Here is a 23,157-nt window from a genome sequence, read left to right as displayed (position 1 = left end):
TCTTCATTCCGAAAGGAAGGAAGAGGTTCTTTTTCGTTTTTACGGCAAGCATGTATTCGAAAAAGCGTTTCGCAAGACCAAATTTTCCTTAGAGTCTACGAGCTGAAGGGGAATGGATCTTTATCCTTGATTTCAGGAAAATCGGTTTAGTGTGCTAAAGGGGATGAGATGTTGATCGGATCGGAGCGTTTTATGCTGCTAAAGCCGATCGTCGTTTATTGCTGGGCTTGGGTATTCGGGTATGCGGTTGCAGTGCGACTGCCCCTCGAATCCGTCCAAACGGTGCGCGTATTTATTGCCGTTCTTGTGACGGCGGCGGTGTTCGTTATTTTTCGCCTGCCTTGGCGGCATGCCGCGTATGTCGTTCCGGTCGCGCTGGCGGCATTTTGCTACTATCAATGGACGGAGCAGCATAATGTTAGCGAGCTGTTATCCGGGCATGAGGCGCAAAGCGCAGCGGAAGGAACGGCGGTTCGCTTGAACGGACGAATAACTTCCGCCGTTTCCGTTGACGGCGACAAGGTGTCGTTTGTATTGAAGGTATCGAGCGCGCAATTCGACGGGGAGCAAAAGGAAAGGAACATCAATGAAAACGTCCAGGTTACCGTCAGACTGCTGGAACAAGACGAACAACTCATCGCAAACGGCTGGCAAAGAGGCGACGAGGTTTCGATGTCGGGGGAGCTGAAGCTGCCTTCTTCGGCGCGCAATTTCGGCGGCTTTGACTATCGCAAGTATTTGCATACTCAACGCATACACGCAGTCGTTTCAGCCAAAGGTACGGAGCAGATCGGCGTCTCGGAAAGAAAAGGCTGGGACTGGGTAACGCTTTTGCGGGAAAATGACCGGTTGCGGAATCGTTTAGGGAATACCGCGGACCGATTATTTCCGGGCGAGCAGGGCGGTTACATGAAAAGTTTGCTAATCGGCTTGCGGGTCGATATGGATCCATACGAATTTCAACAGTTTTCCAGACTCGGCTTGACGCATTTGCTGGCGATTTCCGGCCTTCATGTAGCGGTGTTCGTCTCCGTTATTCTTTGGATTGCCCGAACGGCGGGGGCGACGAAAGAAACCGGGCTGCTCGTCGCCCTATGGCTGATCCCGTTTTACGTGCTGATTACCGGAGGTTCGCCTTCCGTCATTCGGGCCGGGATAATGGCCATGCTGGCTTTGTATGCCGCCCGCAGGCAATGGCTCAAGGACGGACTTCATCTCGTCTGCATCGTCGGTTTAGGGATGCTGATTTTTAACCCTTACTATTTGGTGGATGTCGGTTTTCAACTATCCTTTCTCGTAACGCTTGGTTTGATCGTAGCCGTTCCGGTTGTCTCCGAATTGCTGCCGATCCGCAGCAGCATGCTGAAAAGCACCGTAGCTGTTACAATCGTTTCGCAGGCGGTATCGTTTCCGCTTTCGGTGTATTACTTCAATCAGTTCTCGCTGATTTCCTGGATTGCGAACATGGTGTTGGTGCCCGTTGTCAGCTTCGTCGTAACCCCGCTTGGCTCCGGCGCGCTTCTGGCAGGCGAGCTTTCGATCACTCTTGGCAAATGGCTGGCGTGGCCGGTCGTTTGGTTAAACCGTATAAATGCTTCGATGGTCGACATGCTTGACCGCCTGAGCCGCTTTCACCTAATTTGGCCGACTCCTTCGATATGGTGGATAATTGGCTGGTACTTGGCGATTTGGCTGCTTATTGCCGCGATTGTTCGCAGACGGCGCTCGCAAAAGCTTATTGAAGCGAAACTTATGCTGGAAAACAGCGGCGGCTGGCTTCCGAAGCTTGCCATTCCTCTTTATGGAATGACTGCAGCAGCCTTGCTTGTTTACGGCTATAGTCCGGACCGCTGGGACCGATCCGGTATCGTCAGCTTCATCGATGTCGGTCAAGGAGACGCGATATGGGTCCGCACGCCGGATGATCGCAACGTGCTGATAGACGGAGGAGGTACGGTATGGTTTCGCAAACAAGGCGACGAGTGGAAGGAGCGCGGCAATCCTTTTGAAGTGGGAGATAAGCTGCTGGTTCCGCTTCTAAAAAAGAGGGGCGTTCATCAAATCGATACGTTGATCATGACGCATCAGGATGCCGATCATATCGGCGGCTTGCAGGCGGTGCTCGAACAAATCCCCGTCAAGCAAATTGTGTTTAACGGCACTTATAAACGCAATGCCGGAACGGTCAAGCTGCTTCAAACCGCCATGAATAAACGGATTCCGCTGTTGGCCGCAAATCGCGGCGACAGGCTTCGACTGGGCGGAGATACGGAACTACAATTTCTGTATCCGACTGATGGCGGCGAGGAAGAGATAAGGGAACAAAGCAATCAAAACAATGCATCGCTTGTTTTTATGCTCTCGATGAGCGGCTTCCGCTTTTTAATGACCGGCGATATGGAGAAGCAGGAGGAGGAAGATCTTCTGACTTTAATGCGTGAAGACGATTCGGGGAATGCGCTTCAAGATGTGGACGTGCTAAAAGTGGCCCATCATGGCAGCAAAACGTCAACGACAGAGGAATGGCTGTCCGTTTGGCGTCCCAAGCTGGCCGTCATCTCCGTCGGGGTATCCAACATTTATCGCCACCCCGCAGCGGAGGTAGTCGACAGAATTATTGCGCAAAACTCGCAGCTGCTGAGAACGGACAAACACGGCGAGGTGCAAATGATTGTTAAGAACGATACCTTGCGCGTACTGACCAAGCTGAACGGCAATTAGAACGATGGCGAAGCATGAGGGATGCTTAGCGAAGGAAAGGAAAGTTCGTTATGCGGGAAAAGCGAGGCAGGAACAAATCGGCCGAAAAAACGGCAACGAATCATGACGAAGCATTTAAAAAGCTGCTGCAGACGTTTTTCAAAGAATTTATCTTTACATCGGACGATTTAAAAGAAGAAACGGATACGTTGACAATGGTTATTCCGGAACATGACATACTCCGCTTTCAATTTTTAACGGTCGAGCTTCGCTCGAAGCATTGGCGTGCGTTTATCGGCTCGGATAATCCGGTGGCTGCTGCGCTGCTCGTCAAAATGGACTATAATAAGAAGGAGAGACGAGAAGTTCGGATTGCTTACTTGCGCATGCTGTTACGTTTGCAGGCAACCTTGGATAATGCGCGAATGGCGCTCATCATGTCAGTAGCGGATTTGTATTTTAAGCCCAGTGAAGGGGAAGAAGAAGCCGTAATGAAGCTGCTTCGAGAACAATATCCTGAGGAGGGGGAGAGGTTAATGGAGCTTATGCCGGCTTGGCAGCGTTGGGGATATGAAAAAGGAATAGAAGAAGGAATAGAAAAAGGCAGGGAAGAGATTATCAGAAAGCTGCTTGATAAAGGATTTTCGCCTGAGGATGTGGCGAAGACGGTTGACATGCCGATCGTCGATGTCCGCAAGCTTGCCAATCCATAACCTACGGACAGGAAGAATCGTCATCGCGGCGATTCTTCCTGTTTTTCTTTCAACAGCCGTATCTCCGCTTATCGAACTTGATCTGCCCCGTACCGCTCCTTGTAATGGCTTAAAGCAAGTAAAGGCCAAATTAACCCGTAGCTATGGTAACGAATGTAATAGCCTCCGGGCAAAGCCGCTCCGGTCGGATACGTTTCGGCCCAATCCTTTCCATTTCCCTCCTGCGTTAAAAAATATGCAGCCTTATCGATTTCCGGTATGCGCTTCATGTTCAGGGCTACCAGCGCATCCAGCGCCCATGCCGTTTGCGACGGCGTGCCGGCATCAAGCGGGATGTAATGCCTGTGCAGATCGCTAGCGCAAGATTCGCCGAAGCCGCCATCCGGCCGCTGGATGCCGAGCAGCCACTTGGCAGCTTTTCGCATGGCGGGGTGGTCGGAAGGGAGGCCGGCCGCTGCCAGTCCCGTAACGGCAGCCCATGTGCCATATATATAGCAAACACCCCAGCGGCCGTACCACGAGCCGTCCTGCTCTTGATTGTCCAGGAGCCATTTTACGCCTTTGCGAACGAGCGATACGTTTTTCTTCAGGCCGGCCGTGTTTCCCAAAAACTCGAGCGTCCTCCCAGTTAAGTCCGCTGTAGAAGGCTCGACTAAGATTTCACGCGCATGCGGAACCGAAAGAAAAGCGAGCAGCTTGCTGTCGGTGTTTTTCTCGAATGCGGCCCAGCCCCCGTCGTCATTTTGCATGGAAAGAAGCCAATTCAGCCCTTTGTTCCATGCCTCCTTGTACTCGGTATGCCGCTGCATGCGCAAACGGGATATCGCCCGCAAAGCGGCGGTCGTATCATCGACGTCGGGTATACGGGTGTTGTTTTCGGAAAAACCCCATCCTCCCGGCTCAGTCGGGTTATGAATGCGCCAGTCGCCGTATCTTGTCTGCTGCTCTCTTAGCAAATATTGGCCGGTTGTCTGGACGGACGGATGCGAGGGAGTTAAGCCGGCTTCCTGCAAAGCGTGACTGGAAAGCGCCGTATCCCATATTTCGGATGTGAAGATTTGAGCGTGCGTACCGACCGCTGCGTCCGTAGCGTTGCACTCCATTCGCTTCATCGAAGATACCGCCTTAACGATGATCGGATGCCGCTTATCGTAGCCGAGCGCAAGCAGGGCAAAAATCATTAGGAAAGTTGATGAGGCGTAGCTGAATAGGGAGCCGTCCGGCTCGATCCGTTCCAGCATGAATCGTTCGGCTTGCTTCAAAGCTTCCGCTTTCAAGTTCGCCGGCCAATGGTAAATCTGTTTCAGCAGCCGAAATATGATGTCTTGTAATCCGCGATAATCGGTTCTGGCTGTATCATTCAACGAATAGGCCCAAATATCCGACCACGAAGTCGTCTCGCCGGGCGCCTTTCCTGCAGCCGGATCGGCGTATAGGTCGGACAAATCCGGCGTATAGGGAAGCTTATGCGTGTAACGGAGCGTTTGGGCGACAAGAATGGGGATCATATGCACGCGGGCCGCGGCGAAAAGGTCGAATAAATTAACCGGGAACGAAACGGGCAGCAGCACGATTTCCAGAGGGAGACCGATCAGATTCGTCCATGGTTTTTGACCGGTTAAGTAAAGCGTGACATTGGTAAACAAGTTGACCCTTTCCAGTCCGCCTGCCGATAAAATGAATCGTTTGGCAGCTTCCATGCGCGGATCCGTTTTCTCTATGCGCTTGGAAAATAACAGCCCGTTGTACGCCTCGACGGTAGAGGATAGGCTGCCCGCCGCTTTGCGTTCATCCTCATAGAGCCGCCAAGAGCCGTCGGGACGCTGGATAGCAAGCAGTCTGTCGGCTAGCCTTGCAATGAGCGCTTCCTCTTCAAGCTCTAACGAGCGAAGAAGAATAATAAGATTCGCATCGGTCATAGGCCCGCCTTCCAAACAAAAACGAAAAGCGCCGTCCGGCGATTGCGCCTCCAGCAGCTTTTCGGACAAATTCGCGATTGCGCGATCGACGTGAGGTAATGGATTCATCGCTTACATTCCCTTGCCATTTAGTAATGCCGCCTATCTATGTTGTATTCGTGAGCATGGGGAAAGGTTAATGCTGCGGATTTCAGGTACAAAAAAACAGCTGAGAAGGAGTTGACCTTCTCAGCCGTTTTTTGCAAGTATACGTTTACGCTTCGTTTACGAAACGGTTCGTGCAAGCACCAAGCTTTTCCACTTCTACGGTAACGATATCGCCGTCTTTCAAGTACACGCGCTGATCTTTCGGGTATCCGAGAATTACGCCGAAAGGTGTCCCCGTCAAAATGATATCGCCCGGCTCCAGCGTCATATGCTGCGAAATGTAGCTGACGATCTCGTCACAGTGGAAAATCATGTCCGATGTGTTCGAGTTTTGGCGTTCTTCGCCGTTCACGATACAAGTAAGCTGAAGATCGTTCGGGTTGCCGACTTCATCGGCGGAAACAAGATAAGGTCCGAGCGGGCTGAAGCTGTCGCAGCTTTTGCCGAGCAGCCATTGCTGCGTGCGCAGCTGCAGATCGCGTGCGGAAACGTCGTTTACCGTGCTGTAGCCGAAAACGTGCGAAAGCGCGTCTTCGCGCGATACGTATTTCGCTTTTTTGCCCATGACGATCGTCAGCTCGACTTCATAGTCGACTTGCTGGGAAGTCCGCGGCAGCGGGATATCGTGGCCGTGACCGGTCAGCGTGTTGCTGAATTTATTGAATAAAATCGGAGTCGTAGGGATCTCCGCTTTCGTTTCTTCGGCGTGCTTGCGGTAGTTCAAGCCGACGCAAATGATTTTGCTCGGCTTCGTAACGCTTGGTCCGAACGTAATGTTCGATTCGTCGAGAATCAGCTCTTGCTTGTCGGAAGCGATCGCTTGATCGACGGTCTGCTGCAAGGCGGCAACAGCGGATTGTCCTCCGCTGATAACGTCCATAACGTCAGTAGGCGTGCCTTGCGGTCCAAAACCCGCGGATACGGCTGCGGCGATGTCAACGACGCCTTGCTCGGTTTTGACGCCGAGAGCGTTCTGGCCGTCGCGAATAAAAGTTAAAAGTTTCATAGTAAGATTCCTCCCGATTAAGAATAAAATGATAGTTGAAGTTTTGGAGCTCTGAAAAGAGCAGGATCAACGCCGTTCGGTTCGGCAACGCCGGCGAGACCGCTTAATCCCTTATTCGATTGTTGCGAAAATGGATATCGATGTCAAGCCATACAACCTGCGGATTGAAGAAGTCTATGCGTTTTTACCGAACGTTACGCCGCCGTCGATATAAAGCGGCGAGCCCATCATGAATTTCGAATCGTCGGAAGCGAGGAACAGCGCAGCTTTCGCTACATCCTCCGGACGGCCGAGATCGCCGCTCAGCTGACGGGTTTTGATCGAAGCGATCGCTTTCTCGGGATCGTCGTAACCCGTACGCAAATAGTTCTCTACGAAAGGTGTCAAAATCGTTCCCGGCAGCAGCGCATTGACGCGGATGCCATATTCGGCGTAATCGACCTGCATCGATTTCGTCAACGACAAGACGGCGCCTTTCGTTGCAGCGTACAAGGCGCGGCGCGCCAAGCCGATTTCAGCGACGCATGACGACATATTGATGATCGAGCCTTGGCGGGCTTCCATCATATGCGGCAACACGTATTTGGAAGGCACATATACGCCGCGGATATTGACGTTTACGACTTTGTCCCACTGCTCGGGCTCAATCTCATGCAGAGCCCCGACGCCGCTGATTCCGGCATTGTTGAACAAGACGTCGATCCGTCCGTATTCGGCAATAATGCGGTCGACCATCGGTTTGACGGAGTCGGGCTTCGTAACGTCCGCCGGAAGGAACAGCGCTTTTCCTCCTGCGGAGCGAATTTCCTCGGCGGTTTCCTCGCCTTTATCCAGCTGCAAATCGTTGACGATAACGGTCGCGCCTTCTTTGGCGAACAGCAGCGCCGTGCTTTTGCCGATACCGGATCCGGAGCCGGTAATCAAAATCACTTTATCTTGAAGTCTCATGGGCGTTTCGCTCCTCTTGGCTTCCTTGCGGAAGCGTTTTTTTAAAAGCATGGATTACCTTTTCCCCAAACGATTTCTAGCTCCGGTTGTTCGATAAAGAAAGCTTGGCTGCGAGAGCGCAAATTTCCGTTCGCGCCGCATCTTTCTTAAATTCCCATAAATGCTGCGGCATCGAAAAGCTGACAGCCGCTTTCGCTTTGCCGTCGCTATCGAGGATAGGGGCGGCTACGCAGCAGAAACCGATGACCGATTCCTGCAAATCGTAAGCGTAGCCATTGCGGCGAACTTCATCGAGCTCCGTAAGCAGCGACGGATAGTCCGGCAGACTGTACGGAGTAATTTGCCGAAACGGCTCGTCTCCGCCGTAAAGGGCGTCAAGCTCGGCGTTACTCAAGCAAGCGAGAAGCGCTTTGCCGAGGCCTGTCGCATGGGCGGGAAAACGCATCCCCGGATCGGAGGCGATCCGAACGGGGGACGGAGCGTCCATCTTGGCCAAATAAAAGACGTCTCGTCCGTCAAGTCGGCCCATCTGAATCGTTTCGCCGATTTCGCGCATGGAAGAGGCTGCTTCCTTCTGGAAGTGTTCGACCAGGCTGTACTGCTGAAAATAAGAGCTGCCGAACCTGGCGAATACCGGGCCTAAGCTGTACGTATCCGCCTTGTCGCGCACGACCCAGTGCAGCGTTTCGAGCGTATGCAGCAAGCTGAACATCGTGCTTTTGTTTATGTTTAATTTTTTGGAAAGCTCGATCAATCTCAGCCGCGACGGTTCGTCGGCAATGGCCTGCAGCACCGCATCGGCTCGCTCCAGGGCGGGGACCCAGTATTTTCTATCCATGTAACCCTCCTTTCGCAATTGTTGGTTTATTATAATAAACTCGGTTTAATAAATGCTAAGCTTATGGTAGCATGAAAGAATCGTTTCGGTCAATAATGCGGCTTTGCAAAAAATATGCGTTGAAATATTACCCATTATAGATGCCTGATATGGTCGAAAGCCCCTTTTTTTGCTACCATAGGAGATGGTGGAATCGAATGAAACTATCTACATAAAGCCGCACATAAAGCATGTCCTTTCATTAGGCAAAAAAACATATGGTCCATAAATCGAATCCATTCGAATACACTGCAACATTTACGGAGCAAGCTCCGTCTAATAGGTTGCAAGAGAGGGGGTACCCCGTGGTAGCGCCAGAAATGATAAAGGCTGCCCAGGCTGGAGACCGCGAAGCTTTGGTATCTCTTTTGCGCGAAATAGAAACGCATGTATATCGCACCGCGTTTTATATGCTCGGCAACGAGCAGGATGCGATGGACGCATCGCAGGAGGCGCTGATCCGCATTTATACCAAAATCGGTTCATACGAAGAGAAAGCGCTGTTCAAAACGTGGGTGCAGCGGATCGTCACGAATATTTGTATCGATAAGTTTCGCCGAGCGAAGCCTGCGGTATCGATCGAGGAGCACGAAATGATATTTGCTTCCCGGGAAAATGTTGAAGAAGAAATCATGTTTCGGGATACCATTAATGAAGTGCATTTAGCGATCGAAAAGCTGCCCGAGCATCACCGAAGCGTCGTTGTTCTGCGTTACGTTCAGGACTTCTCTTACAATGAAATTGCAGAATCGCTGGGGCTGCCGATCAATACGGTCAAATCGTATTTATTTCGAGCGAGGCAGCAACTGCAAACTCTGCTTAAAGACTATCAGAAAGGTGGTGTTCGGGGATGAAATGTCCAGAGGTGATGGAATTAATGCAGCGATATGTCGACCGCGATCTGGATCAGGCGGAAGAAGCGCTTCTTCTCGCTCATGTGATGCAATGCCCCGAATGCGCCGATATGCTCGAGAAACTGCAGCTTCTTTCCGACGAGCTGGAAAGCTTGCCGGAAGTCATGCCGCCGTTCAGCATTGTCGATTCGATTTTGCCGCAGCTCGAACGGATGGCGGACGAACAAAGCGCCGCCAAATCGATCGAGCCGGAGAAGGAAACGATTTTAACGGCAGGCGAAAGGAATGCGCTGCTGGGAGCGCCTCCCGACCCAAAGGAGATTGCAGCTGAGAAAGCGATCGGCAACAATACGTATCCAGAGGCAATATCGCGCGAGAAGCGTGCGGAAAAGCTGCCCAAGGTACGCTGGTTTCCCTGGAAATGGGCCGGAGGCGCCGCTGCAGCGGCTGTCATCATAGGCGTGTTCCTGTTCCAGCAAAAACCATTGTCGCATCAAACCGCCGATTCCTTGGTCGAGAAGTCGGATAAGGTTCGGGCGATGGAATCAAGCGGCGGTGCAGCCAACAAAAGCGAAGCGGCGGATGCCGGTTCGATCAAGAGCAAAGAGCAAAGCACCGCGGGCGGAGCTCTTTCCAAAGAACTTGGAAGTGCCCAGCTCAAAGAAGTGACGGAGTCTCCGCGCACGCCGTCGGCCAGTCAGAAGCCTAGCGAAGAGGCCGCCGCAAGAAGCCAGGCGCCTGCTTCCGCAAAGCCAAGTGCGGGGGTTAAGACGTTGTCGCCTTCGCCGCCTACTACGGCGAAAGGCATTCAGCCGAATCCGACGCCAAAGCCGACTACCGGAACGGAAGCGCCGAAGCCTTCGGATTCGCAATCCGGTGCCGTGAGTACTGTACAGCCTTCCGGTAATCCGGATAAAAATGCCGAGCTGCCGGAAAAAAACGAGAATTCGAACAAGACGCCTTCGTTCGTCGCACAGCCGCCTCTTTCCGGCGCGGATCCGGAAACGGCGCCGACTACAAATGTCGATGCTGAGGATAACGAAAAGATGGACGTTTTGGGTGACAACCACAAGACGAACGGAATTACGGCCGGCTCGTCAGACGAGTTGGAGTCTCCCAACAAAACGTACAAGGCTAAAATCAACGGACAGCATGTGATTGTGCTGGATAAGGACGGCAATACGGTTGCCGAATCGCCGGAATGGATCGACGTGAAGTCCATTCGATTGACAGCCTGGGAAGGAACGGCTCTTAAGTATGTCGTAGTGATGCCGGATGGCTCTGAAAGATTACAGGTAATCGACTTCGGGGGAAGAAAGATCGTTCCGTAATCGCTTTGCGGTATGCACGTTTATAACGGTGTCGGCGTATAGTATAGCAAACGGCACTTAGCAACCGAGCCCAATAAGTGCGCGTTCAGAGAGTCTGCTTGCCGTAAGCGGCAGCTGTTGCGGCTGTTTGAATGCTTCTGATGGGTAATCATCCGGCGAAAGTTTCTAGAGCTTATCGTCCGGCTGTTTATATAAACGTGCGTGAACCGGTTCATCTTTCTTCGAAGGCGCGATTTTCGCTTAGCTCCTGTAGGAGCGGCGCCGCTCCGGATCCTTCCGGCAGGGCTGCCGTCTACGCTTATCTCGGGAAGAAGCTGAAAATCCGGTTTGCGTCAGTCGATGGCGAACGCTCCCGTTCCCATTGAGCTTGCTGTGCTGGGACAAAGCGATCACATTCGGAATCCGATTCCGGCGTGGTCGCTTTGTCTTTTTCAAAATATCAGATATATGTTTCAAAATTCATTAAGCCTGATATTTCACCGGTAAACGCGCCTGTCCTTAAAGGAAGGCGAAGCCGTTTATCCTTGAATAAGAGTAGCCGGAAGGACGAGGAAATTCCAGTAAGCGTGGTGCACGATTATATGCGATGGACGATGGGGATCCGGAAGACCGCCGTAGCAATGCACCGTCCTTGATTTCCGGATGTTTTTCTTGGTAGAGCCTTACGCGGGTAGCCGATTGTTCTCCCGTATGATATGATGAAATCAATTTTTGTAGGATGGCGGTGGCGGAATGGCAGAAATCGGCACGCGTAAAGGACAAGGGAATCGTTCGCCGCTTCCCGTTACGGTCTGCTATGGAGCTGAAACGTATTTATTGCAGCGCTGGGTTGCCGCATTGATCGAGAGAAACGTCGATGAGGAGCACCGCGAGCTCGCGGTTACCAAATATGATTTAGCGGAAACGCCGCTTGATGTCGTGCTGGACGATGCGGAGACGCTGCCGTTTTTTGTGCCGCGCAAAGTGATCGTGGCCAGCAGAGCAACCTTTTTCACTGCTGCCAAAGAGAGCGGCAAAATCGAGCATAGACTCGATCGGCTGCAAGAATATGCGAAAGCTCCCGCGGAGCATACGATTATCGTTTTTACCGTCGAAGCGGAAAAACTGGACGAACGTAAAAAGCTTGTCAAAACGTTCAAGGAGCTTGGAGCGGTACAGGCATTCGCTGCGCTTTCGGCGGAAGAATTAAACCGGTGGGCGGTACGTCAAGCGGAAGAGCTGGGCTTTTCGTTCGGTCCGGGCGCGGCGGAGCTCCTAGTGTTGTATACGGGCGGTCAACTGCAGCCTATGGCTTCGGAGATGGACAAGCTGTCTCTCTTTGCCGGCAGAGGCGGCACCGTTACTAAAGCGACGGTGGACGAGCTGGTGGCGAGAAGCACCGAACAGAACGTCTTTTTGCTTATTGAAGAAATCGTTCAGCGGCGAATCGAGAAAGCCTTTGCCATTTTGTACGAATTGTTGAAGCAGCGGGAGGAGCCGATTAAGATCGCCGTCTTGATGGCCCGGCAGTTTCGGCTTATTTGGCAAGTGAAGGATTTGGAGCGGCAAGGTTATTCCCAGCAGCAAATCGCCGGACATCTGGGCAGTCATCCTTTTCCGATCAAGCTCGCATCCGAGCAAGGCCGCAAATACGATAACGAACGGCTTCAGCGGATCATGACGCTGCTTGCCGAACTCGACTTCAATATTAAGAGCGGTCGGATCGAGAAGGTGCTCGGTTTGGAAATGTTTATTTTACATATAGCGGCATAAATGAAAGGCGGCCGCTTTATGCTGGCATGCAAAAATCCCGTGCCGCTCATGCGAGCTTCACGGGATTTCGTCACTTCGAAAGGAACGGTCGGAACGTCCGGCGGATAAACATGAAAACATGTTCGGCAGCTTAGAACGTCGGTACAACCAAATCCTTTAGTATGTTCGTATGTGTCTTACGCTTTAGCGGCGTTAAGAAGTTTCGCCAAGCGGGACTTTTTACGGTTAGCCGTATTTTTATGGATTAATCCTTTCGTCGCTGCTTTATCGAGCTTCTTGATTGCATTGACGAGAGCCGCTTTTGCAGTATCTTCGTTTTGCGAACCAACAGCAGTTTCGAACGATTTTACAGCCGTACGAAGTGCGGATTTTTGGGATGCGTTGCGAAGACGACGCTTATCGTTCGTTTTCGTGCGCTTGATGGCAGATTTAATGTTTGGCATTACAGTCACCTCCTACCTAAACCAGCTTAAAAGTGAAACATGTCTTTATTGACAACTCCTGATATTCTACCACGGTAATTTTCAAAAAGCAATAGCGTCTCCAAGCGGTTCCTTTCGCTTTTCAATTCTGCATAAGAAGCGGCTTTTCGTCGAACAATAACTCCGAAACACGGCCACAGGAGGGAACCTATGGACATTTATGATTTTTCGGCGCATACCGACTTGGCGGTAGAAGCGAATGAGCTTGCCTCCCGCAAGAACGGCTCCGCCATACCGGGCGTACATATGGACACGGAGGAAGAAGAAGGCGTCAAAGTAACCGTTATCGATGTGACATCCGAGCAAGCGGCCAGATCGATAGGCAAGCTGCCGGGACACTATATTACGATCGAGGTGCCGAGCCTCAGGCAGAAGGACTCCGATTTGCAAGACCGGGTCGCCACCAAATTCGCCCAGGTTTTCGAGGAGTTTCTAATTAAAGTGGGCGTAAACAAAAATTCCAAAGCGCTGATCATCGGACTCGGGAACTGGAACGTGACGCCTGACTCCCTCGGTCCGCTAGTCGTTGAGAATGTGATGGTAACGCGCCATTTTTTTGAGCTGATGCCGGATCAGGTCAGTCCCGGGTATAGACAAGTAAGCGCGATCGCCCCCGGCGTGCTGGGAACGACCGGTATTGAGAGCAGCGAGATCGTACAGGGGATTGTCGAAAAGTCGAAGCCGGATCTCGTCATCGCGATCGATGCGCTGGCATCGAAATCGCTGGAGCGGGTAAACACAACGATTCAGATCGCCGATACGGGTATTCATCCCGGCTCAGGCATCGGAAACAAACGCCGCGGATTGACGCAGGAAATTCTCGGCGTACCCGTGATCGCTATCGGCGTGCCGACCGTCGTTTATGCATCGACGATCGTTGACAGCAGCATCGACCTCATGATCAAGCATTTTAAGCAGGAAACCCAGAATACCGGGCAAATTATGGGGATGCTGGACGGCATGCCGGAAAATGAACGCCTGCAGCTCGTGAGGGAAGTGTTGAATCCCGTCGGACATGATTTGCTTGTAACGCCCAAGGAAATCGATCAGTTTATCGAAGATATCGCCAACATTATCGCCAGCGGTCTCAATGCGGCGCTGCATGATGCGGTAGACACGGATAATGTAGCGGCGTATACGCACTAACGAAGCTTCGGTAAGGAAGCCTGTCCCAGCCCCGCAAAACGGGATTGAGACAGGCTTTTCATGATTTGCTTGAATAGGAAGACCTCAAGCAGGAACATCGCGGTACGGAAGTCCGCAGCGAATTGGGCGATCGACAAATTGCTCGATCCGTCGAAATGCGATATAGTAAGCCTGCAGACAGGAATATGCTTCGATACTATCTTTTTCCGATTCGGATACAGTTGCAACATGATAGTTTTCGCGCAGGTGAATGGAGGTTGCTGCATATGCGGCCGCAAACGGTTTTATTTGATCTCGACGATACGCTCGTTCATTGCAATATCTATTTTGAAATGGTTATCGAGCAGTTCGCGGATGAACTCGTTACTTGGTTTGCATCGGACAAACTTACGGCAGACGAGGTGAAGAAAAAGCAGCTGGAAATCGATACGGCCCGGGTGGCTGTTCAAGGGTTTATGCCCGATCATTTTCCGCAGTCGCTCATCGATACGTACCATTATTTCTCCTCGCTGACGGGCAGGAAAACTTCCAAGCTTGAAGAGAAAAGTCTTCGGGAGCTGGGCAAATCGGTTTACGAAAAACAGGTGGAGCCTTATCCGCATATGGTGGAAACGCTCGATCTGCTGAAGGGCGAAGGACATTCCTTATTTCTATACACCGGCGGAGTGGCGACGGTCCAGGAGCGTAAAATAAAAGCGCTCGGCTTGGAATCGTATTTCGGGGACCGGGTGTTCATACGCCGGCATAAAACGACGGATGCCCTCGAGGATATTTTAAAATCGCACAGGTTTGAAAGAGAGCTTACATGGATGGTCGGCAATTCGATCCGTACGGATATCGTTCCTGCGCTCGAAACGGGCATTCATGCGATCCACGTTCCGGCCATACTGGAATGGCAGTACAATATCGTGGATATTCACGTGCAGCCGAAAGGCGCGTTCCTGAAGGTGCCGACTTTGCGCGAAGTGCCCAGCGCGATCGCAGGATACGGCGGAAGTTTTTAAATGGGTTATAAAAGAAACTTAGCGGTGTTTTTTGCCGCTAGGTTTTTTGGCGTTTATTAGCTGAAGCATCTCGTTATAAGCTGCTTTAAACCTAGGTAAATTTGTCGTTTCTTTAAGGACGGCGCAGCTGCTTGTCCCTACGTTGCCGATAACGCCGCTCGATATGCTGCAGTCCGAAAACGCCCGCTTGGAGCAAGGAATCGAGGTTCGCCTAACGCTGGAGTCCGATTTAGCCGGCTTGGAGAACGGATCCACCGGTGTGCCGAGCAAAATACCCGCAGTAAGCAGGCGTTTTCGGACTACAGGCGGGGAAAGGAAGCCGTACTCGATTTCAAGTGGTCAAAATCGGACTGCAGCGCATCAAGGGACGAATGAGGGGGGGGCAGGCATGAATACCGGTTGGGAGACCGGTAAATCTCAAAGACGTGACAGAAAGCACCGAAGGCGAACAAGATGTAATGGGTATGGGCGCCGGCGAAGGAGCTTAACTATGTGCCGCCTTTGAAATCGTGTTTCTCCCTTGTAATAAGTTCAAAGAAACACGATTTCAATAGCGCCTGAAAGCCATACCCACTGCCTCGCCAACGAACAAACGTATATCGAACACCCAAGCCGCCGCAAGGCGGTTTTCTCTGTTATTTGCCGCTTATATCTCGATTCTATGAAAGTTGCTCTTTCGAGGTGGTTCTAATTCTTCCAAACCGTTCATAGATTCTAGTAAACGGAAAGCCAAGCCAAACGCTTGAGGAGGAATCATAACCGATGAAATGGTCCGCTTTTACTATCGACGTTGGTAAAATCCGCAAAACGATCCGAACCGCCGGCTACGCAACCAAGCTGTTCGGCATCATATTTTTCACTACTTTTATGTTCTTCGTAGGGATCGGCATTATCGGATATGTGCAGGCGAAGGTGAACGCGTCGCCGATCTCGTCGATGAGAGGGGTTGCCGCTTCCGTTTCGAGCGATTTTTTCATGGATATGCTGAGCCTAGAGGTGCCGCACCTGCGCAATGAGCGATCGGAGACCGCCTTCTCCCAGCAAAATGTGATCGGATTCGTCTTTCGGATGCTGACGGACATCAATCTTCGCGATCCCAAGACGATGCTCGCTCGCGAGGTGCCCGGACTCGGCAGAGACAATGCCGTTTTACTTCGCAAAGGTCCTAATGGAAATTCGGCTTACTCGCCCGAAGATTATCCGCCTGCTAAAGCCGCGGAGGGCATGGGAGGAAAAGATCCGTCCGGCGGGGGGACGACCCCAGCGCCAGCCGTAGATTCGCCTGCTCCGAGTACGCCTCCTCCCTCGGCTTCGCCCCAGCCTTCGCCGTCCTCTACGCCGGATACGCAGGCTAAGCCGACAACCGGCAACAGGAAGGTCGTGCTTATCTATCATTCCCATAATCGGGAATCGTTCCTGCCGCATCTGAAGCCGGGGCTGGAGCCGAGCGAGGCTTACGATCCCGAAACGAACGTGACGCTTGTCGGCAAAAGGCTGCAGAAAAAGCTGAACGAGCTCGGGATCGGCTCAGTCAATTACAGTCCCGATTATGCCGCTACCGAAAAAGGATACAATTTTAACTACTCCTACAAATATTCGCAAAAAACGGTCAAGGAAGCTTTTGCCGCGAATCCCGACATTCAGTTCGTGTTCGATCTGCATCGGGACTCGGGCTCGCGCAAGGCGACCACCGTAACGATCGACGGCAAAGATTATGCAAGGACATTTTTCATCATCGGCCAGAAAAACCCGAACTGGAAGCAAAACGAGAAGTTTGCCGCAGCGATTCACGAGAAGTTGGAGCAGAAGCTTCCGGGCATATCCAACGGCATATGGGGAAAAACGCTGCATGACGGGCAAGCGGAATATAATCAGTCGCTGTCTCCGAACAGCGTGCTCATAGAAATAGGCGGCCCTTACAACACCTTGGAGGAATGTTACCGTACGGCGGATGAGCTGGGCCAGATCATTTCGGAATTGTATTGGGACGCTCAGAAGACGAATGCCGCGCCGCAAACGGCGATGGCAAAGTAATTGGCGGAAGGAGCCGATATCCGTGAGACATCGTTCAGTTAAGCCGGTTTCGATCAAATTGCTGCTTGCATTGTTCGCCGCAGGCTTCGGCATCTTCTTCGGCGTCGATGTTGCGACAAGAGGCATCGAGCGGATAAACGGTCCGATCGACGCGGCGGCGTCCGTGGCGCAAATGGAAGCCAAAACGGCGCAGCCCCTTCCGGCCTCCGGCGCTCAAGCCGGCCAGCCGAAGACCAAGCCTGACACGGCGGCGGTTAAGACGGCGCAGGGACAAGAACAGCCGGCGGGGAAGCAGCAGGCCGTTATCGAGGAATCGGCGGTGAATCGCGTCAGCAACGGAATCGGTGAAGTGCTGCGGCGGGCGGCGAACGTTTGTTTAAAGGTGATCGTGTCGGTTTTCGAGGCTATATTCGGCTGAAGCAAGCGGCTAATGACAAAACAAAGGACAACCGTTCTGATGAAAATCGGAGCGGTTGTCCTTTGCCGTGCGCCATATATGTTTGGGTTTATTATCCCGGAATCTCGTAAATGCGTACTCCTGAAAACTAAAACGACGGAAGCCCTACCTCTCAACCGTTCTTGCGGCTCCTAGACCGCGCCAGATGAATTAGCCGACATGCCTGAACTTGCGTTTGGAATGTAAATAAGGAATCGAGGGGATGAGAATCTTGCAACAACGAAAATGTGTCTTGCCGAGGGACAAAGAAGGGTCAAATCCTTTGATGCCGAGGGTGTTGTTTACACTATTCAATAAACCTAATATGCTATATTACATTACTCTTGTCCTTGTGTCAAGCGTATCGCGAAATTCAAAGCGAACAAGACTGCCGGGCGGCTTAAATTAGTCGCGATTTGCCTTTATTTTTGGGGAGGTAAAAGCGGTAAACGGTTGTCCATTGCTGCATCGATCGTCAACTGTTATAATTAAAGGTATTGCAAATTGTGAGAGATCGGTGAATCGTTCACCGGCTGAGCGTTCGACGCTTGAGAAACATTAGGGGGAACATTGATGGCGGACATGAGAGCCAGGCAAAAGAAAATACGAAATTTTTCGATTATCGCCCATATCGACCATGGCAAGTCGACGCTGGCGGATCGGATTTTGGAATATACGGGCGCGCTCTCCTCGCGTGAAATGCAGGATCAGGTGCTCGATAAAATGGATCTGGAACGGGAACGCGGCATTACGATCAAGCTGCAGGCCGTCCGTTTAGGCTATCGCGCGGAAGACGGCGAAGAATATATTTTCAACCTGATCGATACGCCGGGACACGTCGACTTTACGTACGAGGTATCGCGAAGCCTGGCTGCCTGCGAAGGCGCGCTGCTTGTCGTAGACGCCGCTCAAGGCATCGAGGCGCAAACGCTTGCCAACGTTTACTTGGCGCTGGACAATAATCTCGAAATATTACCGGTCATTAACAAAATCGACCTGCCGAGCGCGGAGCCGGATCGGGTGAAGCAGGAAATCGAGGACGTCATCGGACTCGACGCCAGCGAAGCCGTACATGCTTCCGCCAAAGCGGGAATCGGTATCAAGGAGATCCTGGAGCAGGTGGCAAGCAAGGTGCCGGCCCCTGAGGGCGATCCGGATCAGCCGCTTAAAGCGCTTATTTTCGACTCGCATTACGATCCGTACAGAGGGGTTATCGTATACGTTCGCGTCGTTGACGGCTCGATTCGTCCGGGGTCGAAAATTACGTTCATGGCGACGAACAAAACGTTCGAGGTCATCGAGGTCGGGGCGTTCATGCCGCGTATGACGATGGTTGACGAACTCGCCGTCGGAGACGTAGGCTTTGTGGTGGCGGGCATCAAAAACGTTAAGGATACGCGCGTCGGCGATACGATCACGGATGCGAAAAACCCCGCTTCGGAGCCGCTGCCCGGTTACCGCAAAATCAATCCGATGGTATACTGCGGGCTTTACCCGATCGAAACGCAGGACTATAACGATTTGCGCGATGCGCTGGAGAAGCTTGAATTAAACGACGCGTCGCTAAAATATGAGCCGGAAACGTCGACAGCGCTCGGCTTCGGTTTCCGCTGCGGGTTCCTTGGACTTCTGCATATGGAGATCATTCAGGAGCGCATTGAGCGGGAGTTCGACATTCCGCTTATAACGACGGCGCCTAGCGTTATTTATAAAGTAACGATGACGAACGGGGACGTGATTAGCATTGACAACCCGTCGAATTACCCCGATCCCCAAAAGATCGATTTTGTGGAAGAGCCGTACGTGAAAGCGGCCATAATCGTGCCTAACGACTATGTCGGGACGATTATGGAGCTGTGCCAAGGCAAACGCGGCGATTTTATCAATATGGAATATTTGGACACAAACCGCGTAACGTTGACGTATGACATGCCGTTGTCCGAAATCGTATACGACTTTTTCGATCAGCTGAAATCCAGCACCAAAGGCTATGCTTCTTTCGACTACGAGCTGTCCGGCTACAAACGTTCGACCCTGGTGAAGATGGACATTATGCTGAACGGCGAACAAGTCGACGCCTTATCCGTTATCGTGCACCGTGACCGCGCTTATCAACGCGGAAAAGTCGTTTGCGAGAAGATGAAGGATTTGATTCCGCGTCAAATGTTCGAGGTTCCGATACAAGCTTCGATCGGCCAGAAAATTATCGCGCGCGAAACCGTCAAAGCAATGCGGAAGAACGTTCTCGCCAAATGTTACGGCGGCGATATCAGCCGGAAGCGGAAGCTGCTTGAGAAGCAGAAGGAAGGCAAGAAGCGGATGAAGCAGGTCGGCAGCGTTGAGGTGCCGCAAGAAGCGTTCATGGCCGTGCTTAAAATTGACGAATAGCAGCCAAATGCAGCTTTGAAAGCAAAATGCCGCCACGGCTGATTGTTGGCGGCGGCGCATCGATTTGCCGAATCAGGAACCGGATAAGCGACCCTGTCAGCAATAAGGTCGCCTGTCCGGTTTTCTACAACTATGAAGGAGGGCATCCCATGTCCGAACGGCCGTGGTGGAAAAAGCCCCGCGCGGTATATATTCATATCCCGTTCTGTACCAACAAGTGCCACTATTGCGACTTTAACTCGTTCGTTCTGAAAGGCCAGCCCGTCATGGATTATTTGGATGCGCTGGAGCGGGAAATGGAGCAAACGGTAAAACGGCTTGAGCCTGAACGGGTAGACACGATATTCGTGGGCGGAGGCACGCCGACCGTTCTTACCCCGGAGCAGATGGACGTTTTTCTTCGTATGGTGCGAACATATTTCCCTCAACGCTCTGCGGGAGCGGAGATGACGATGGAAGCCAATCCGGGAACGACCGATATGGAGAAGCTCGCGGTAATGAAGGAAGGCGGCGTCAATCGGCTCAGCTTCGGCGTTCAGTCGTTCGATACGGAGCTGTTGGCGCGGATCGGTCGCATTCATAGCGTGGACGACGTTTATGCCAGCTTGGAGAACGCTCGCAAACTGGGCTTCGGCAACGTGTCGATCGATCTCATGTTCGGGCTGCCCAACCAGACGCTTGAGCAGCTCGACCGGTCGATCCAAGCGGCTTTGGCCCTGGATTTGCAGCATTACTCGATCTACGGGCTGAAGGTCGAAGAGAATACGTTATTCCATACGCTTTTTCAGCGAAACGAGCTGCCCCTTCCCGAAGAGGAAGTCGAGCTTGATATGTATAGGCTGATCATGGACCGTTTGAAGGCGGCGGGTTATGTCCAGTACGAAATCAGCAATTTTTCGAAGCCCGGCTTCGAAAGCCGGCATAACAGCGCTTATTGGCGGAATGAAAGCTATTATGGGCTCGGAGCGGGTGCTCACGGATATTTGGAAGGCGTCCGGCATGTAAATATAAAAGGCGTTCAACCGTACATTGACGCGACTCGTAAAGGTCTTCCGGTATTGGAGAAAACATCCGTTTCCCGCCAAGAAGCGATGGAGGATTTTATGATGGTCGGTTTGCGCTTGCTGGATGGCGTCAATCGGCAAGCTTTTCGGGAGCAGTTCGGTTTGGAGCTCGAGGAAGCGTTCGGTCCGCTGCTATCGCGGCTGACCCGGAAGGGATTGCTGGAAGAGACGTTGCAAGGATACCGGTTGTCCGAGGCGGCTATCATGTACGCGAATGATGTTTTCGGCGAATTCGTCGGATTTTTCTCTTGAAGATTTATACGTTTTGATGTATATTTATTCGTAATTACATTTATTCGAGTTCAAATAGGCCGCTTCCAGATCCGAGAAAGTTGGAGAAGCCGGGCAGCATCGATACGCAGTTGCCGGGCGAGCCAAAATTCAATGCGGAGTTTTCCGCTTGAAAGACATCGTTATCAAAAAGGGACATTTTGAACTACCTTTATGAAGGTGGGATGACAGATGGGTGTCACTTGCAGAAAAGCAACCGGCAGCGATATCGATTCGCTATACCATATTATACAAGGGTACGCCGAGAAAGGGATTATGCTGCCAAGATCGCGGGAGACGCTTGCGGCAATCATCGATACGTTTGTCGTAGCGGAGCTGGACGGACAATTGGTCGGCTGCGGCTCTTTATGCCAGCTAGGCAAAGACTTGGTGGAAATTCGCTCCCTCGGCATTACCGAAGGACACAAGGGGCAAGGAATCGGACGTAAAATCGTCGACAAGCTCATTGAGGAAGCCTACGAGCTAAACATTCCGAAAGTAATGGCGCTGACGTACGAGGTTACGTTTTTCGAGAAGAACGGATTCACCGTCGTGCCGAAGGAAATTTTTCCGGAGAAGGTGTGGAAAGACTGCGTCCATTGCAAAAAACAGCATTGCTGTGATGAAATCGCCGTGGTCCGTATGCTTGATTTGTCCGCCAAAGCGGAGACGGCGGCTGGGAAAGCGGCTGCTCTGTAAGAGCTTTGTCGAGATAAACGGAAGGGGGCTGTTCCTTTTCGCCTGACGGTGGAAGAGGAACGGTTCTCTTTTTTGCGGTTAAGCACAAATCCATAATGAAATCGCCTAAATTGCGCCAAATCATCGGCTTCGGCTTGACACAAACGCCGCAGTTTGGTATTTTTGAAATATCGATTAGCACTCATCGACAACGAGTGCTAACGACAAGCGGCTGTAAGACGAATCAGTGATGAAGAATGATCTTACCTTCAGCAATTATATAATAATACGATACGATGTCGAGTTGTGCTTTTACTAAAGGAAGAAGGGGTGAACCGCATGTTGACCGAACGCCAAAAAATGATCTTGCATGCCATCGTCGACGATTATATACGATCCGCCGAACCGGTCGGCTCGCGAAGCATTTCGAAGCGCGGCGACGTAGCGTTCAGTCCGGCGACGATCCGAAACGAGATGTCCGACCTCGAGGAGCTCGGCTTTCTCGAGCAGCCGCACACCTCGGCAGGGCGCATTCCCTCCAATAAAGGATATCGTTACTATGTAGATCACTTGGTCAACTATGCGGCGATGTCCGGTGCGGGGCCTGAACTAAACGTAATGAAGATGTTTTTTGCGGAGAAGCTCCAGCAGCTCGAGCAAGTTTTCCAGCAGGTTGCGCTGATGCTGTCCGGATTGACCAATTACACATCGATCGTACTGGGACCGGAAGTGTTCAGCACGACGTTGAAGCGCCTGCAGATCGTTCCTATTAATGAGAGCACGGCCGTCCTGATTATCGTGACGAGCACCGGACATGTCGAGAACAAGATGGTGACGATTCCCGAAGGCATTCCGATGTCGGAAATCGAGAAAGCCGTCAATCTGCTGAACGCCAAGCTGTTGAACGTACCGCTCGCTCATTTCCGTACGAAGCTTTATAATGAAATCGGCACGGAGCTGGGCAAGCACGTGAACGGTTATGAAGAATTGATGCGAATGATAGAAGGCGTGCTCGAAAGCGACCAAAGCGACCGTGTGTTTCTGAGCGGCGCTACGAATATGCTTACGCAGCCGGAGTTCAAAGATATCGAAAAGGTCAAGGACTTGTTCGATCTCCTGGATGAAACGCCTAAATTAATGAAGCTGATCGCATCGGCGCCGGAAGGCATACAGGTACGGATCGGAAGCGAGAACAGCCTTGCCGCCATCAATAATTGCAGCCTTATTACGGCAACCTACTCGTTAGACGGCCATCCGCTCGGAACGATAGGCATTTTAGGCCCGACTAGGATGGAATACGGGAAAGTGATTCATCTGCTTGACCGGTTATCGATCGACATGGCGACGATTTTGACGCGCTGGTATAAGTGATCTTGAGCGTTACGTTCAAGTGTCTGAAAGTCTGCAA

Annotated in this window: 18 protein-coding genes; 13 read left to right on the top strand and 5 right to left on the bottom strand. The window is 51.9% G+C overall.

What is annotated here, in order from left to right; genetic code table 11:
- Positions 1–168 precede the first annotated feature (168 nt).
- A complete protein-coding gene (locus tag DQG23_RS07100; protein ID WP_113030131.1) occupies positions 169–2,721 on the top strand; it encodes a DNA internalization-related competence protein ComEC/Rec2 in 2,553 nt (850 codons plus the stop codon).
- 50 nt (positions 2,722–2,771) lie between these two features.
- The gene (locus tag DQG23_RS07095; RefSeq protein WP_113030130.1) at positions 2,772–3,413 is read left to right on the top strand and encodes an RpnC/YadD family protein; all 642 of its coding nucleotides are present in this window, start codon (positions 2,772–2,774) and stop codon (positions 3,411–3,413) included.
- Positions 3,414–3,481: 68 nt separating this feature from the next.
- On the opposite strand, the gene DQG23_RS07090 is transcribed toward DQG23_RS07095, so the two are convergent.
- The 4 genes from DQG23_RS07090 to DQG23_RS07075 all read right to left on the bottom strand — a co-directional run bounded on the left by DQG23_RS07090 (position 3,482) and on the right by DQG23_RS07075 (position 8,271).
- Positions 3,482–5,440: a terpene cyclase/mutase family protein gene (locus DQG23_RS07090; protein WP_113030129.1), complete on the bottom strand. Its 1,959-nt coding sequence runs from the start codon at positions 5,438–5,440 to the stop codon at positions 3,482–3,484.
- A gap of 145 nt (positions 5,441–5,585) precedes the next feature.
- Positions 5,586–6,485: a fumarylacetoacetate hydrolase family protein gene (locus DQG23_RS07085; protein ID WP_113030128.1), complete on the bottom strand. Its 900-nt coding sequence runs from the start codon at positions 6,483–6,485 to the stop codon at positions 5,586–5,588.
- Positions 6,486–6,659: 174 nt separating this feature from the next.
- Positions 6,660–7,433, bottom strand: coding sequence for an SDR family NAD(P)-dependent oxidoreductase (locus tag DQG23_RS07080; protein ID WP_113030460.1), 774 nt, complete (start codon positions 7,431–7,433; stop codon positions 6,660–6,662).
- 76 nt (positions 7,434–7,509) lie between these two features.
- Complete coding sequence (locus tag DQG23_RS07075; protein WP_113030127.1) at positions 7,510–8,271, bottom strand: IclR family transcriptional regulator; 762 nt, start codon at positions 8,269–8,271, stop codon at positions 7,510–7,512.
- Positions 8,272–8,615: 344 nt separating this feature from the next.
- Here DQG23_RS07075 and DQG23_RS07070 point away from each other — a divergent pair, with 344 nt between their 5' ends.
- From DQG23_RS07070 to holA, 3 genes are all read left to right on the top strand, one after another.
- Entirely contained in the window at positions 8,616–9,164 is a 549-nt protein-coding gene (locus tag DQG23_RS07070) for an RNA polymerase sigma factor (RefSeq protein ID WP_113030126.1), read from the top strand.
- Positions 9,161–10,495, top strand: a complete 1,335-nt coding sequence (locus DQG23_RS07065; RefSeq protein ID WP_113030125.1) for a zf-HC2 domain-containing protein — start codon at positions 9,161–9,163, stop codon at positions 10,493–10,495. Before DQG23_RS07070 ends, DQG23_RS07065 begins: the two co-directional genes overlap by 4 nt.
- A 732-nt stretch (positions 10,496–11,227) precedes the next feature.
- Positions 11,228–12,247 (top strand): DNA polymerase III subunit delta, encoded by a 1,020-nt coding sequence (gene holA / locus DQG23_RS07060; RefSeq protein ID WP_113030124.1) that lies wholly within the window; start codon positions 11,228–11,230, stop codon positions 12,245–12,247.
- A 176-nt stretch (positions 12,248–12,423) separates the two neighbouring features.
- Here holA and rpsT read toward each other — a convergent pair whose 3' ends face one another.
- Complete coding sequence (gene rpsT / locus DQG23_RS07055) at positions 12,424–12,690, bottom strand: 30S ribosomal protein S20 (RefSeq protein WP_113030123.1); 267 nt, start codon at positions 12,688–12,690, stop codon at positions 12,424–12,426.
- A 189-nt stretch (positions 12,691–12,879) separates the two neighbouring features.
- Here rpsT and gpr point away from each other — a divergent pair, with 189 nt between their 5' ends.
- The 8 genes from gpr (at position 12,880) to hrcA (ending at position 23,120) form a co-directional block, all read left to right on the top strand.
- Complete coding sequence (gene gpr / locus DQG23_RS07050; protein ID WP_113030122.1) at positions 12,880–13,875, top strand: GPR endopeptidase; 996 nt, start codon at positions 12,880–12,882, stop codon at positions 13,873–13,875.
- Positions 13,876–14,141: 266 nt separating this feature from the next.
- Positions 14,142–14,879: an HAD family hydrolase gene (locus tag DQG23_RS07040; RefSeq protein ID WP_113030120.1), complete on the top strand. Its 738-nt coding sequence runs from the start codon at positions 14,142–14,144 to the stop codon at positions 14,877–14,879.
- A gap of 762 nt (positions 14,880–15,641) precedes the next feature.
- Positions 15,642–16,913: a stage II sporulation protein P gene (gene spoIIP, locus DQG23_RS07035; RefSeq protein ID WP_113030119.1), complete on the top strand. Its 1,272-nt coding sequence runs from the start codon at positions 15,642–15,644 to the stop codon at positions 16,911–16,913.
- 22 nt (positions 16,914–16,935) lie between these two features.
- Positions 16,936–17,331, top strand: coding sequence for a hypothetical protein (locus DQG23_RS07030; RefSeq protein WP_113030118.1), 396 nt, complete (start codon positions 16,936–16,938; stop codon positions 17,329–17,331).
- A 591-nt stretch (positions 17,332–17,922) separates the two neighbouring features.
- Positions 17,923–19,737 (top strand): translation elongation factor 4, encoded by a 1,815-nt coding sequence (gene lepA, locus DQG23_RS07025; RefSeq protein WP_113030117.1) that lies wholly within the window; start codon positions 17,923–17,925, stop codon positions 19,735–19,737.
- A 149-nt stretch (positions 19,738–19,886) separates the two neighbouring features.
- Entirely contained in the window at positions 19,887–21,053 is a 1,167-nt protein-coding gene (gene hemW, locus DQG23_RS07020) for a radical SAM family heme chaperone HemW (RefSeq protein WP_113030116.1), read from the top strand.
- A 210-nt stretch (positions 21,054–21,263) separates the two neighbouring features.
- Positions 21,264–21,770, top strand: a complete 507-nt coding sequence (locus DQG23_RS07015) for an N-acetyltransferase (RefSeq protein ID WP_113030115.1) — start codon at positions 21,264–21,266, stop codon at positions 21,768–21,770.
- A 318-nt stretch (positions 21,771–22,088) separates the two neighbouring features.
- Positions 22,089–23,120, top strand: coding sequence for a heat-inducible transcriptional repressor HrcA (gene hrcA / locus DQG23_RS07010; protein ID WP_113030114.1), 1,032 nt, complete (start codon positions 22,089–22,091; stop codon positions 23,118–23,120).
- The last annotated feature ends 37 nt before the right edge of the window (positions 23,121–23,157 follow it).

The organism is Paenibacillus contaminans, assembly GCF_003285015.1.
GTDB classification, from domain to species: Bacteria; Bacillota; Bacilli; order Paenibacillales; family NBRC-103111; genus Paenibacillus_V; species Paenibacillus_V contaminans.
Note: the sequence above shows the minus strand (reverse complement) of the source record. Positions and strands in the feature narration are given on the sequence as shown.